Source organism: Allobosea sp. 10N428 (assembly GCF_056394545.1).
Map to the genome: position 1 here is coordinate 126881 of NZ_JBFTIC010000007.1, position 13284 is coordinate 140164.

General features: G+C 67.7%; 14 protein-coding genes. 1 reads left to right on the plus strand and 13 read right to left on the minus strand.

The genetic code is table 11. The annotated features are described in order from the left end of the window. Positions 1–150: 150 nt before the first annotated feature. The 10 genes from AC1DDA_RS20740 to AC1DDA_RS20785 form a co-directional block, all read right to left on the minus strand. Complete coding sequence (locus tag AC1DDA_RS20740; RefSeq protein WP_476797188.1) at positions 151–1095, minus strand: 2-hydroxyacid dehydrogenase; 945 nt, start codon at positions 1093–1095, stop codon at positions 151–153. Then, positions 1092–2417, minus strand: coding sequence for a thymidine phosphorylase (deoA, locus tag AC1DDA_RS20745; protein WP_476797189.1), 1326 nt, complete (start codon positions 2415–2417; stop codon positions 1092–1094). Before deoA ends, AC1DDA_RS20740 begins: the two co-directional genes overlap by 4 nt. Continuing rightward, positions 2418–3179: a deoxyribose-phosphate aldolase gene (gene deoC / locus AC1DDA_RS20750; protein WP_476797190.1), complete on the minus strand. Its 762-nt coding sequence runs from the start codon at positions 3177–3179 to the stop codon at positions 2418–2420. Positions 3180–3182: 3 nt separating this feature from the next. Continuing rightward, positions 3183–3992 (minus strand): purine-nucleoside phosphorylase, encoded by an 810-nt coding sequence (locus AC1DDA_RS20755; protein ID WP_476797191.1) that lies wholly within the window; start codon positions 3990–3992, stop codon positions 3183–3185. A 38-nt stretch (positions 3993–4030) separates the two neighbouring features. Beyond that, complete coding sequence (locus AC1DDA_RS20760; RefSeq protein WP_476797192.1) at positions 4031–4441, minus strand: cytidine deaminase; 411 nt, start codon at positions 4439–4441, stop codon at positions 4031–4033. A gap of 1 nt (position 4442) precedes the next feature. Next, a complete protein-coding gene (locus tag AC1DDA_RS20765; RefSeq protein WP_476797193.1) occupies positions 4443–5417 on the minus strand; it encodes an ABC transporter permease in 975 nt (324 codons plus the stop codon). Further along, positions 5417–6520: an ABC transporter permease gene (locus AC1DDA_RS20770; RefSeq protein WP_476797194.1), complete on the minus strand. Its 1104-nt coding sequence runs from the start codon at positions 6518–6520 to the stop codon at positions 5417–5419. Before AC1DDA_RS20770 ends, AC1DDA_RS20765 begins: the two co-directional genes overlap by 1 nt. Next, entirely contained in the window at positions 6517–6945 is a 429-nt protein-coding gene (locus AC1DDA_RS20775; protein ID WP_476797195.1) for a VOC family protein, read from the minus strand. The genes AC1DDA_RS20770 and AC1DDA_RS20775 overlap by 4 nt, the downstream gene beginning before the upstream one ends. Further along, positions 6942–8477, minus strand: coding sequence for an ABC transporter ATP-binding protein (locus AC1DDA_RS20780; RefSeq protein WP_476797196.1), 1536 nt, complete (start codon positions 8475–8477; stop codon positions 6942–6944). Before AC1DDA_RS20780 ends, AC1DDA_RS20775 begins: the two co-directional genes overlap by 4 nt. A 195-nt stretch (positions 8478–8672) precedes the next feature. Beyond that, positions 8673–9674, minus strand: coding sequence for a BMP family lipoprotein (locus tag AC1DDA_RS20785; RefSeq protein WP_476797197.1), 1002 nt, complete (start codon positions 9672–9674; stop codon positions 8673–8675). Positions 9675–9835: 161 nt separating this feature from the next. On the opposite strand from AC1DDA_RS20785, the gene AC1DDA_RS20790 reads away from it, so the two are divergent. Further along, positions 9836–10618 carry a HesA/MoeB/ThiF family protein gene (locus tag AC1DDA_RS20790; RefSeq protein WP_476780208.1) on the plus strand — a complete coding sequence of 261 codons (783 nt, stop codon included), beginning with the start codon at positions 9836–9838 and terminating at the stop codon, positions 10616–10618. Positions 10619–10778: 160 nt separating this feature from the next. Here the strand turns inward: AC1DDA_RS20790 and gshB are convergent, their stop codons facing one another. The 3 genes from gshB to rsmI all read right to left on the minus strand — a co-directional run bounded on the left by gshB (position 10779) and on the right by rsmI (position 13202). Beyond that, positions 10779–11717 (minus strand): glutathione synthase, encoded by a 939-nt coding sequence (gene gshB / locus AC1DDA_RS20795; RefSeq protein WP_441509999.1) that lies wholly within the window; start codon positions 11715–11717, stop codon positions 10779–10781. A 184-nt stretch (positions 11718–11901) separates the two neighbouring features. Further along, entirely contained in the window at positions 11902–12297 is a 396-nt protein-coding gene (locus tag AC1DDA_RS20800) for a YraN family protein (RefSeq protein ID WP_476797198.1), read from the minus strand. Next, a complete protein-coding gene (gene rsmI, locus AC1DDA_RS20805; protein ID WP_476797264.1) occupies positions 12294–13202 on the minus strand; it encodes a 16S rRNA (cytidine(1402)-2'-O)-methyltransferase in 909 nt (302 codons plus the stop codon). Before rsmI ends, AC1DDA_RS20800 begins: the two co-directional genes overlap by 4 nt. Between the last annotated feature and the right edge of the window lie 82 nt (positions 13203–13284).

Consider the following 13284-nt stretch of genomic DNA (forward strand, 5'->3'; position numbering starts at 1 on the left):
TTGAACTCACCAGCCCTCATCCTGGGGAACAGGCGAAGCCTGTGTCTCGAAGGGTGTTCCAGTGTACGCTCGAACCATCCTTCGAGACGCCGCTCTCGCGGCACTCAGGATGAGGACTGGAGCTGAACAGCCGCAGAAGCGGCCGATCCTTCAATACCCCCTGGCCGGATCGACCACATGCTGCAGGGGCTCGCCGGCTTCCAGGCGCCTGATCTGCGCCGTGATCAGCGAAGCGATCGCTTCAGGCTCCGACATCGCCGCGTTATGCGGCGTGATCGTCACGCCCGGATGGGTCCAGAGCGGCGAGGCGGGCGGCAGCGGCTCGGTCTCGAAGACATCGAGCGTCGCGCCCTTCAGCGTCCCGGCTTCGAGCGCCGCCAGGATGTCCTCTTCCACCTGCAGGCCGCCGCGCCCGGCATTGATCACGCATGGACCACCGAGGCGACCATCCTGCGCCAGCCCTGCGATCAGCCCGGCGTTGATGATGCCGCGCGTCTCCGGCGTCAGGGGCACCAGGCAGACGAGGATGTCGGTCCGCGCCAGGAACTCCTTCATGCCCTCCTCACCCGAGAAGGTGCGCAGCCCCTCGATGCTCTTCGGCGAGCGGCTCCAGCCGGCCACGTCGAAGCCGATGACCTTGAGCTTGGCGGCGGCATCCTGCCCGAGCTCGCCCAACCCCATGATGCCGACGCGAACCGAACGGGCCGCTGGCTGGTTGCGATCGTCCTCCCAGAGCCTTTCGCGCTGCTGGCTGAGGTAGCGGTGCTGCTGGCGCAGATACATCAGGCAGTGCAGCACGACGTACTCGCTCATCCGCGTGGTCAGATCGGGATCGACGACGCGGGCGATCGGCACCGCCGGCAGCTTGTCATCGGCGAAGAGGAAATCGACGCCGGCGCCAAGCGAGAAGATGGCGGCGAGGTTGGGCAGGCCGGTCAGGCTGCCGGCCGGGTGCTTCCAGCTCGCGACATAATGGACGGCGCGGCGGTCGAAGGGCTCGCCGAGAACCACGATCGGCATCTCCGGCAGCAGCGCCTGGAACCTGGCGCGCCAGTCCTCGACATGCCAGCCCGTCATGGCCAGAAGCAAACTCATGCCGACACCCTCTCCGTGATCCGTTCCGCGACGAGCCGGCCGCGCGCCGCACCCTCACCGATCCGATAGGCCTTGCGCAAGCGCGCACTCGCCGCGGCGAACTGCGCCTCGTCGCGCGCGTGGATGATCCCGAGCGGACGCTCCGCGCCAATCTCGGTTCCAATGCCAGCCAGTTCGACGATGCCGACGGCATGGTCGATCGGGTCCTGCGGGCGGACGCGGCCGCCACCGAGCGCGACGACCGCAAGCCCGACCGCGCGCGTGTCGACCGCGATGACCGACCCGGCCGTTTCGGCGAAGACCGGCTTGACGATCGGCGCAACGGCGAGATGATTTGCCGGCTTTTCCAGCAGGTCCGCCGGTCCTCCGAGTGCCGCCACCATCCGCGCGAAGCGCTCGGCCGCCGCACCCGAGGCGAAGGCATTCTCGATCTTTTCGCGCGCGGCATCGAGATCGGCGGCAAGCCCGCCCAGGAGCAACATCTCGGCGCCCAGCGCGACCGTGACCTCATGGAAGCGCGCCTCGCGGCGGCGGCCGGTCAGATGGTCGAGCGCATAGGCGACCTCGAGCGCATTGCCGGCGACCGAGGCGAGCGGCTCGTCCATATCGGTCAAGAGCGCGTGTGTCGGCAGCCCGGAATCGTTGGCGACGGCGACGAGAGCCTGCGCCAGCGCCTGTGCCTTGGCGTAGTCGGGCAGGAAAGCGCCGGAACCGAACTTCACATCCATGGCGAGGCCGTGCAGCCCGGCGGCGAGCTTTTTCGACAGGATCGAGGAGACCAGCAGCGGAATCGTTTCGACCGTCGCAGTCACGTCCCGGATGGCATAGAGCCGCTTGTCGGCCGGGGCGAGATCGGCGGTCTGGCCGATGATGGCGCAGCCGACCTCCCGCACGACCTTGCGGAACAGATTGATGCCCGGCTGGGTGACATAGCCCGGCACGGCATCCAGCTTGTCGAGCGTGCCTCCGGTATGGCCGAGGCCGCGACCGGAAATCATCGGGACGTAGCCGCCGCAGGCCGCCACCGCGGCCGCCAAAGGCAGGCTCACCGTGTCGCCTACGCCCCCGGTCGAGTGCTTGTCGAGGGCGGGGCCGGGCAGGTCGTCCCAGCGCAGCACGGTGCCGGAATCGCGCATGGCGAGGGTGAGCGCGACGCGCTCCTTCTCGTTCATGCCGTTGAAATAGACCGCCATGGCGAAGGCGGCCGCCTGTCCTTCGCTCACCGAGCCATCGGTCAAACCGGCGATGATCTGGCGAATATCGGCATCGGGCAGCTCGGCACCGTCGCGCTTGGCGGCGATGATCTCCTGGGTCAGGCGCATTCAGTAGCTCCCACGCGGCGGCGCTCCGGGCGCAGCGCCGCCGATTTCCTCGATGAGCGCGGTGTAGAGACCGCTCGCACCGAAACGGAAGGTTGCGGGCGTTGCCCAATCCGGCCCCATCATCGCATCGGCGAGAGCAAGGTAGCTCTTCGCATCAGCCAGGGTGCGGATCCCGCCCGAGGGCTTGAGCCCGATCGGGCGCGCCGTCATGCCGATCACGCCGAGCATGGCACGCGCCGCCGGAATGCTGGCCGAGTGCGCCGTCTTGCCCGTCGAGGTCTTGATGAAATCGGCGCCGCCCGCGATCGCGAGCTCGGACGCGACCCTGACCTTGTCGAGATCGGGATATTCGCCGGATTCGAGGATGACCTTCAGCAGCTTGTCGCCACAGCGCATCTTGACGTTGCGGACCATGGCGGCCGCTGTGGCGAGTTGCCCGGCCAGCACGGCGCGCCAGGGCAGGACGAGGTCGATCTCGTCGGCGCCAGCCTCGAGCGCCTCCTCGGTCTCGCGGATGGCGGGCGCGATCGGGGTGTCGCCCTCCGGGAAATTCACCACCGTCGCGATGCGCACCGGGCTGTCGCCGAGCGCTTGGCGCGCCACGGCGACGAAGCGCGGCCAGAGGCAGACGGCAGCGACCGGCACCGGGCCGGAGACGGCGCGCCGGCACAGGTCGCGCGCGCCGTCGGCGGTCGCGTCGTCGGCGAGATCGGTCAGATCGAGCAGCGCGAGCGCGCGCCTGGCGATATCCGCGTCCGACATAGCTCAGAGCTCCGAAAGGAAGGCGCGCAGCAGGCGCCGCAGCGCGCCGGCCGCCACAGCCGCGACATCGCGTGTCTCTGCATGGTGCGGCGCGCCGCCCTGCAGGCCGGCGCCCATATTGGTGACGATGGAGAGCCCGGCGACGCGGATGTCGTGGCGCCGCGCCAGGATGACCTCCGGCACCGTCGACATGCCGACGAGATCGGCGCCGAGCGTCTTCGCCATGCGGATCTCTGCCGGCGTCTCGAAGCTCGGACCGGAGAACCACATGTACACGCCCTCGCCGAGCGGCAGCGCCACCTTCTGCGCAGCCCGCTTCAGCCGGCCGCGCAGATGCGGGTCATAGGCATCGACCATCGGGACGAAACGGCCGTCGCCCTTGTCGCCGACCAGCGGATTGGGCCCATTGAGATTGATATGGTCGGTGATGAGGGCGAGGCTGCCCGGCCGCATGGCGGGGGACAGCGATCCCGCCGCATTGGTCAGGATCAGCGGTGGCGAGCCGAAGGCCGTGAGAACACCGAGCGGAACGCGCATGACGGCCGGATCGCCGCCCTCGTAATAGTGGGCGCGGCCCTGGTAGATCAGAACCTTGCGGCCATGCAGCGTGCCGTAGCAAAGCTGGCGGGCGTGACCGGACACCTCGCCGCGCGGAAAGCCGGGCAGTTCGGCATAGGGGATCCGCACTGCATCCTGCACATCCTCGGCGATGGAGCCGAGGCCGGTGCCCAGCACAAGCGCGCAATCGATCGTGTCTATGCCACGCGCGGCCAGCACGGATGCCGCCTCATCGAACACCGGATCGGCCGCCATTAGTCCCTCTCCCCGGCCACCGCAGCAGCCGTCGCAAATCACCGCGGCAAATTGGCCGGTCCGAAGGAGGCTGGCAACAGCTCCGCCAGGGTGAAACGCGCGCGGATGCCTTCGGGCCCCGCGATCGCCACCGGCGTTTCGGGCGCGGCGAATTCGCGGATGCGCTGGCGGCAGGCACCGCAGGGCGTCACGAGTTCAGCGCCGTCGCCGAAGACGAGGATTGCGCGGATCGCCTGCCCACCCCCGGCGACCATCGCGGCGATGGCGCCGGCCTCGGCGCAGGTGCCGACCGGATAGGCGGCATTCTCGACATTGCAGCCGGCATAAACGGCGCCGTCATCGCCGAGGAGCGCGGCTCCGACCCTGAAGCGCGAATAGGGCGCATAGGCGCGCGGCTGGATCGCAGCGGCGGCGGCAAAGAGCGTGTCGAAATCGGGCGCGGCCGGCAAATCAGCGTTCCTTGACATAGGGCAGGCCGGAGGCCTTGGGCGGCGTCGCCTTGCCGATGAAGCCCGCGAGCAGGACGATGGTCATCAGATAAGGCAATGCCTGGATCGCTTCCACCGGCACGAGGCCGATACCTGGCAATGTCACGCCCTGAAGCCTTATCGCGACCGCGTCGAGCACGCCGAAGAGCAAGCAGGCGCCAAGCGCCGGCCAGGGCCGCCAATTCGCGAAGATGACGGCGGCAAGCGCGATGAAGCCGCGCCCAGCCGTCATATGCGGCAGGAAGCCGGCCGATTGCGCGACGGCGAGATAGGTGCCGCCGATGCCGCAGAGTACGCCGCAGATCGCGACCGCGCCATAGCGCAGACCGGCAACGGAGATACCGGCGGTATCGACCGCAGCCGGATTCTCGCCGACGGCACGGATGCGCAGGCCAAAGCGCGTCCGGCCCAGCACGAAGGCCGTCACGAGAACGCAGGCGAAGGCAAGATAGGCCGGCGCGGCATGGCCCGAGACGACCTCGTCATAGAGCTGGCCGAGAATCGGGACGTGCTCCCGCGCCCAGGGCGCGACGGGCAGCGTCAACTCGCCGAAGCGTGCGGCACCCTCCAGCGAGGGCGTGCGCCCGCCCTGCCCGTACCAGGCATTGCCGAGGACAACCGTGAGACCCGCAGCCAGCATGTTGATGGCGACGCCGGAGACGATCTGGTTGCCGCGCCAGGTGATGGCGGCGAAGCCGTGGACCAGCGCCAGCGCCACTGCCGCGAGGATGCCGGCGCCAAGACCGATCCAGGCCGAGCCGGTGACGAAGGCCGCGACTGCCGAGGCGAAGGCCCCGATCAGCATCTTGCCTTCGAGGCCGATATCGACGACGCCGGCCCGCTCCGACCAGAGGCCAGCCATCGCCGCGCAGATCAGCGGGATCGACAACCGGATCGTCGAATCGAGCACGACGGCGAGCGTCTGGAGCCAATCCATCAGACGGCACCCCGGCCGATGCGCAGCACACCCGCAACCAGCCGACGAAAGAGCCCGTCGAGCGCTCCCGCGAAGAGGATGAGCACGCCGCCGATCACCACCACCATGTCGCGGGTGATGGCCGGCTTGTCGAAGGAGAGTTCCGCCCCGCCCTGGTAGAGGACGCCGAAGAGCAGGGCCGCGAGCGCGACGCCCACGGGGTGGCCGCGCCCCATCAAGGCGACGGCGATGCCGACGAAGCCGTAGCCGGCGGTGAAATCAAGCACCAGCCGATGCTGCACGCCGAGCGCCTCATTGACCGCGAGGCCGCCAGCGAGCGCGCCCGAGATCGCCATCGCGACCATCGTGACGGCAGCCGGCGAGATGCCGGCATAGGCAGCGGCGCGCGGATTGGCTCCGACGGTGCGGATCGCGTAGCCGAGCCGCGAGCGATAGATCAGCAGCCAGACGGCGAAGAGCGCCATCAACGCCAGCAGGAAGGCGCTGTTGAGCGGGGTCGAAGGGAGGCTCAGCCCGAGCGGAGCAAGAAGCTGATGCATCGGCGTCAGCACCGCCTGGGCCGGAAAATCCGGCGTCTCCGGCTGCATCGAGCCGGGTTTCCCGATCACCTCGCGCAGGAGGTAGACGATCAGCGTCGCCGCGACGAAATTCAGCATGATCGTGGTGATCACGATATGGCTGCCGCGCTTCGCCTGGAGCCAGCCCGGGATGAAAGCCCAGAACGCGCCGCCCGCCGCCGCCGCCAGGACCGCGAGCGGGACCGCGAGGATGCCCGGCGCCCAGGAGAGGCCGAGGCAAGCAACGGCCATCGCGACGCCGGCTATTGTCGCCTGCCCCTCGCCGCCGATGTTGAACAGCCCGGCATGGAAGGCGACCGCAACGGCAAGCCCCGTAAAAATGAAATTCGTCGTGTAATACAGCGTGAAGCCGATGCCCTCAGCGCTGCCCAGCGCGCCGCGCAACAGCAGCGTCGTCGCCTCCAGCGGGTTCTCGCCGATGCCGAGCACGACGAGCCCGGCCACGAGCAGCGCGGCAGCGACCGATACCAGCGGCACCAGCGCGACATCGGCCCAGCGCGGCAGGTCGAGCGGGGCCGCGGTCATCCAGCGAGCGTCACGTTGCCAGCGGAGTCGAGCGGAAAGAAGGGATTGTGGGCGAGCTCCCAGAGATGGCCGTCGGGATCGGCGACATATCCGGAATAGCCGCCCCAAAACACTTTCCGAGGCGTCTTCACCGCCGTAGCTCCCGCCGCAACCATTTCCGCGAACAGCGCATCGACCTCGTGCTCGCTGCGCAGGTTGTGGGCAAGGGTGATGCCGGAGAAGCCGGTCGGTCCGTCGGCGACATGCGCGTCATTCGCCAACTCGGCCCGCGGAAACAGCGACAGGCCGATGCCGTTCAGCTGAAAGAAGGCGACGCTGCCCTGCCGCGGCTCGATCTCGCGCCAACCCAGCGAGCCATAGAATCGCCGCGAGCGCTCCAGATCGGCGACGCCGAGCGTCACCAATGTCAGCCTCTGTTCCATCATGCGGCCTCCTCGACGCCAGCCATCAGAAGGCCCAGTTCGCGCTCATCAGCGGCGGACCCAGCCCGCTCGCCGGTGATCCGGCCGCCGCACATGGCGATGATTCGGTCGGAGAGCGCCATCACCTCCTCGAGTTCGACCGACACCAGCAGGATCGCGACGCCCCGATCGCGCAGTTCGATCAGACGACGATGGATGAACTCGATCGCGCCGATATCCACGCCCCGCGTCGGCTGCCCGACCAGCAGAACCTTGGGATGCCGCTCGATCTCGCGAGCGAGGACGATCTTCTGCTGGTTGCCGCCGGAGAACTTTGCCGTCTTCAGCGCCGGATCGGGCGGGCGCACGTCATAGGCGGCGAAGGCATCGCGCGCGTGCGCCTCGATCCGGGCGGGCGACAGCAGCGGGCCGGGACCGAAGACGGGATCGTGCTGATAGCCGAGGATCGCGTTCTCGGCGGCCGAGAAGGCTGTGACGAGGCCGCTGCGATGGCGATCCTCGGGGATATGCATCAGCCCGAGTTCACGCAGCCGCGCCGGATGGCGATTGGTCCCCGAGAGGATCTCGCCGCCAAGGCGGATGACACCGCGCGTCGGCTGGATCAGCCCGGCCAGCACTTCAAGGAGTTCGCTCTGGCCGTTTCCGGCGACACCGGCGATGCCGACGATCTCGCCGGCATGGAGGGTCAAGCCAACGTCCCGAAGCGTGTCAGCCCCGCGCGCATCACGACAGGACAGGCCGACCGCCTCCAGGACGGGCGCACCGCGCTCGCGCGGCGGCTTCTCCACCCGCAGCAGCACGCGCCGGCCGACCATCGCCTCGGCGAGTTCCGGCGGCGAGGTCTCGGCAGTGGCGACATGGGAAACCATCTCGCCACGGCGCATCACCGAAACCCTGTCGGTGACATCCATGATCTCGCGCAGCTTGTGGGTGATCAGGATGACGGTCTTGCCCTGCGCCTTCAGGGCCCGGAGCAGGGCGAAGAGCTGATCGGCTTCGGCGGGCGTCAGGACCGCCGTCGGCTCGTCGAGGATGAGGATCTCCGCACCGCGATAGAGCGCTTTCAAAATCTCGACGCGTTGCTGCAGGCCGACCGAAAGCTCGCCGACGATCGCATCGGGATCGATGACGAGGCCATAGTCCTGCGAGAGCCTGGCCAGAGCGGTCCGCGCCTGCGAGAGTCCGCCCGTGAGGAAGGTGCCGCCTTCGGCGCCGAGCACCACGTTTTCGACCACGCTCAGCGTCTCAACCAGCATGAAGTGCTGGTGGACCATGCCGATCCCGGCCGCGATCGCATCCGCCGAGGAACGGATGCGGCGCGGTGTGCCGGCGATCCTGATTTCGCCGTCATCGGCCTCGTAGAAGCCGTAGAGAATCGACATCAGCGTCGATTTGCCGGCGCCGTTCTCGCCGACGATGCCGTGGATCGAGCTGGCCGCGACCGAGAGGGACACGTCCCTGTTGGCAGCGACCGGGCCGAAGCGCTTGGAGATCCCGACGAGCTCAATGGCGGGTGGCGAGACGGTCTCCATCATCGCACGGGAACCACGACGTAGAACCCCTCTCCTGGATGGAAGAGGGGTAGGGGTGAGGGACCGCCGCTGATTGTTGGGGCGAGGCGACCGCCGCTGCACCTTCTACGGATAGGGCGGGCCCTCATCCCTGCCCTTTTCCCACACGGGAGAAGGGTTCCCCGCGCATCATTCGGTCCCGTCGGCACGATCCCTCGCTCACATCGTGCATTTCTGGTCCGACATGTAGTCGTGGACCTTGACGGTGCCTGCGATGATGTCGGCCTTTGCCTTGTCGGCCGCGGCCTTCATCTCGGGCGTGATCAGCGCCTTGTTGGCGTCGTCCAGCGCCCAGTCGATGCCGCCTTCCTTGAGGCCGAGCACGGAGATGCCCGGCTTCCACGAGCCGTCCTGCGCAGCCTTGAAGGAGTTGTAGGCGGCGACGTCGACGCGCTTGAGCATCGAGGTCAGGATCTTGYCGGGATGGAGCGCGTTCTGGTTGGAATCGACGCCGATGCCGAGCTTGCCGGCATCGGCCGCGGCCCTGAGCACGCCGATGCCGGTGCCGCCGGCGGCGTGGTAGATCACGTCGGCGCCACGATCGATCTGCGACTTGGCGAGTTCGCCGCCCTTGACCGGATCGGCCCAGGCCGAGGGCGTCGAGCCGGTCATGTTCTGGTAGATCTCGGCATCGGCCTTGCCCGCCTTGACGCCCTGGACATAGCCGCAGGCGAATTTGCGGATCAGCGGAATATCCATGCCACCGACGAAACCGACCTTGCCCGTCTTCGAGGCCATCGCGGCGAGCAGGCCGACGAGATAGGAGCCTTCATGCTCCTTGAAGACGATCGACTGCACGTTCGGCAGGTCGACCACCATGTCGATGATGGTGAATTTCAGGTTGGGGAATTCGGCTGCGACCTTCTGCAGCGCAGTTGCCTGCGAGAAGCCGACCGCGATGATCGGCGAATGGCCGTCGCGGGCGAAGCGGCGCAGTGCCTGCTCGATCTGGGCATCGTTCGTCGGCTCGAAATCGCGGAAATCGACGCCGGTCTCCTTCTTGAACCTGTCGGCGCCGATGAAGACGCCCTCGTTGAAGGACTTGTCGAATTTCCCGCCCTTGTCATAGACCACGGCCGGCTTGATCGCCTGCTGCGCCAGCGCCGCCACAGCCGAAAGCGCAACACCGGCCAGTGCCGCCGCAAAAGAACCCAGACGCATGAACCGATCCCCTTTGAAGCCGGGCGCCGTTGTCCGGCCCTCGATGGCGACACGATGGCATGGCTCGGCGGCGCGGCCAAGCCAGCCAAAGTTCATGCTCGGCGATGCCGCAATCGACCATGCCGATTGCCGAAGTTCGGCAGTGGTCTTACGCTGCCGTGATGATGATGGGCGACGACGAGATCGAGCGCTATGCGCGCCATATCGTGCTGCCGGAGATCGGCGGCCCGGGGCAGCAGAAGCTGAAGAATGCGCGCGTGCTCGTCATCGGCGCCGGCGGACTGGGCGCGCCGCTGATCCAGTACCTCGCCGCAGCCGGCGTCGGGAAGATCGGCATCGTCGACGACGACATCGTCTCGCTCTCGAACCTGCAGCGCCAGACCATCTTCACGACCGAGGATATCGGCGCCCACAAAGCTGTCGCAGCCGCCCGCTTCGTGCGCAATCTCAACCCGAACGTCGTGGTCGAGGAGCATGTCACCCGCATCGACCCGCACAATGCCCGCGCGCTGATCGCCTTCTACGACGTGGTGGCCGAGGGTTCCGACAATTTCGCGACGCGTTATGCCGTCTCCGACGCCTGCTTCCACGAGCACCGGCCGGTCGTGATGGGGGCGCTGGGGCGCTTCGACGGTTCGCTGACCACGATCCGCGCCCATGAAACCGGCCCGGACGGCGTGCCGAATCCAACCTGGCGCTGCCTCTTCCCCGAGGCCCCGCCTCCCGGCTCGATCCCGACCTGTGCGGAAGCCGGCGTGCTCGGCGCCCTGCCGGGCGTCCTCGGCTCGCTGATGGCGCTGGAGGTGATCCGCGCCATCACCGGCTTCGGCGAGCCACTGGTCGGCAAGCTCTTGCTGCTCGACGCGCTGACGATGCGCTTCGAGACGCTGCGCTATGGCTGGGACGAGATGAACCCGCTGAGCGGCGGCAGCGTCGCGGCTTAGTCTAATCCAGCCCTCCGAGCCCTCATCCTGAGGAGCCATTCCCAAGGAATAGCGTCTCGAAGGATGCAGGAAGCTCCGGAGCAAGTTAGATCATCCTTCGAGACGCAGCCTGAGGCTGCCCTCAGGATGAGGGTTCACTCCATCAGAAGCCAGGCGTGGCTCAGCGCTTCGACTCGATCACGTCCCAGAGCTGCGCCGCCAGATCCGGCCCGCCGAGCTTCTTGATGGCGCGAACGCCGGTCGGCGCAGTGACGTTGATCTCGGTGAGCTTGCCGTGGATGACGTCGATGCCGACGAGCAAAAGGCCGCGTTCGCGGAGCGCCGGGCCGATCGCCTCGCAGATTTCAAGCTCCTTCTTCGACAGGTCGGTCGGCCGGGCAGCGCCGCCGCGGACCATGTTGGCGCGCAGGTCGCCCACCGCCGGGACGCGGTTGACCGCGCCCGCCGCCTTGCCGTCGATCAGGATGATGCGCTTGTCGCCCTCGGTGATCTCCTTGATGAAGCCCTGCACCACCCAGGGCTCCCGGAAGAGATTGCTGAACAGGTCGAAGAGCGAGCCGAAATTGGGGTCGGTCCTGCTGGTCTTGAACACCGTCGCGCCGCCATGGCCGTAGAGCGGCTTCATGACGATCTCGCCATGCTCGTCGCGGAAGGCCTCGATCTCGGCCTTGTCGCGGGTGATCAGCGTCGGCGGCATCAGCTCCGGGAAATGGGTGACGAAGATCTTCTCCGGCGCGTTGCGGACTTCGGCCGGGTTGTTGACCACCAGCGTCTTCGGATGGATGCGCTCGAGCATATGCGTCGTGGTGACATAGGCCATGTCGAAAGGCGGGTCCTGCCTGAGCAGGACGACATCGAGCGTCGAGAGATCGATCTTCTCCTCGGCTCCCGCCGTGAAATGATCGCCCTCGGCATCCCGCACCGTGACCGGGCGCATCGGCGCCGTGACCTTGCCGTCGCGCATCGAGAGCTTGTCGGGGGTGTAGGTGTAGAGCGTGTGGCCGCGCGCCTGCGCTTCCAGCATCAGGGAGAAGCCGGTGTCCCCGGCGATCCGGATGCGCTCGATCGGGTCCATCTGGATAGCGACGGAGAGAGTCATGGCAGGCCTTCCTGTTGCGGCCGGTTCTTATCGGGCCGCGGGCGGGGTTCCTGCAAGTGGGTGGCATCGATCACGTCGCATTCTGACGGAATCGTCAAAATTCGAAAAACGTGATCGATCTTAAAATCTTAGAGCATTTCTGCAGCAAAAACCGGCACCCACTTTTTTGCGCAATGCTCTTGCGTCACAGGACGAGCGCAAAGGCGGCCGGCACATGGCGCGGCCGTCGCCAGGGCGCCAGGAACACCGCATCGGCGCGCAGATGATGATCGTTCGCCCAGGGGTTGCGCGCGAGCCAGTGCCGGATGCGCCGCTCGACGAGACGGCGCTTTTCCGGGGTCACCGAAGTCAGCGCATCCTCCAGCCGGCCACGTGCCTTGACCTCGACGAAGGCCACGGTGCGGCCACGCTTCATCACGAGATCGATCTCGCCGCCCTTGCCGCCGAAGCGCTGTTCGAGCAGCCGGTAGCCCTTCGCGGTCAACCAGAGGATGGCGAGCCATTCGGCGCGGTGGCCGGTAAGCCCGGAGCGTCTTGCCTTGCGGCTGCGCTTGCCCGGATCGGCCGCCGCTCCGCTCACGGATGGTCGCGGGTGAGTTCGAGGGCGCGCGCGTAGACTTTCCGGCGCGGCTGGCCGGTCTCGGCTGCGACCTGCGCGACGGCCTCCTTCAGCGAGACCCTGGCCAGCGCCACGCGCAGCCTTTCGTCGATCACATCATCGGTCGGGACGAGCTCGGTGGCGCCGGGCGGGCCGATGATCACGACGATCTCGCCGCGCGCCTCCTCCTCGCCATCATAATGGGCGGCCAGCTCTGGAAGGGTGCCGCGCCTGACCGTCTCGTAGAACTTGGTGAGTTCGCGCGCGACAGCCCCCGGCCTCGCGCCCAGCACGGCGGCTGCATCGGCCAACATCTCGGCGAGGCGGCGGGGCGATTCGAAGAAGACCAGCGTTCCGGGAATGGTAGCAAGTTCGGTCAGCCGCGTGCGACGTCCCCCCGATTTCGGCGGTAGGAACCCTTCGAAGAAGAAACGGTCGGTCGGCAGCCCCGCCAGCACCAGCGCCGCCAGCACCGCGGAAGGGCCGGGAATGCCGGTGACCGGCAGGCCTTCAGCCACCAGCTCGGCCACGAGCTTGTAGCCGGGATCGGAGACCAGCGGCGTGCCGGCGTCCGAAATCAGGGCGAGCTTGCCCCCCTCGCGCAGTTTTGCCAACACCTTCGGCCGCATCTGCGCGGCATTGTGCTCGTGATAGGGCAGGAGCGGCGTCGAGATACCGTAATGCGCCAGCAGCGTCTTCGACGTGCGGGTATCCTCGGCCAGGATCGCGTCGGCGGCGGCGAGCGTCGCCAGCGCCCGGAACGAGATGTCGCGCAGGTTGCCGATCGGGGTGGCGACGATGTGCAGGCCCGGCGCCAGCGGCTCGGCCTCGGCGCGCAGGCCGAAGGCAGTGTAGCTGGGAGGGCGGGCGGCGGCATCGTTCGACATCGCGCCACGCTGCCACAGCGGCAGCCGCCGCGCCATGGCACAACGTCGCGCTGCGTGTGCAACCCATAGTTAACAACTTGAA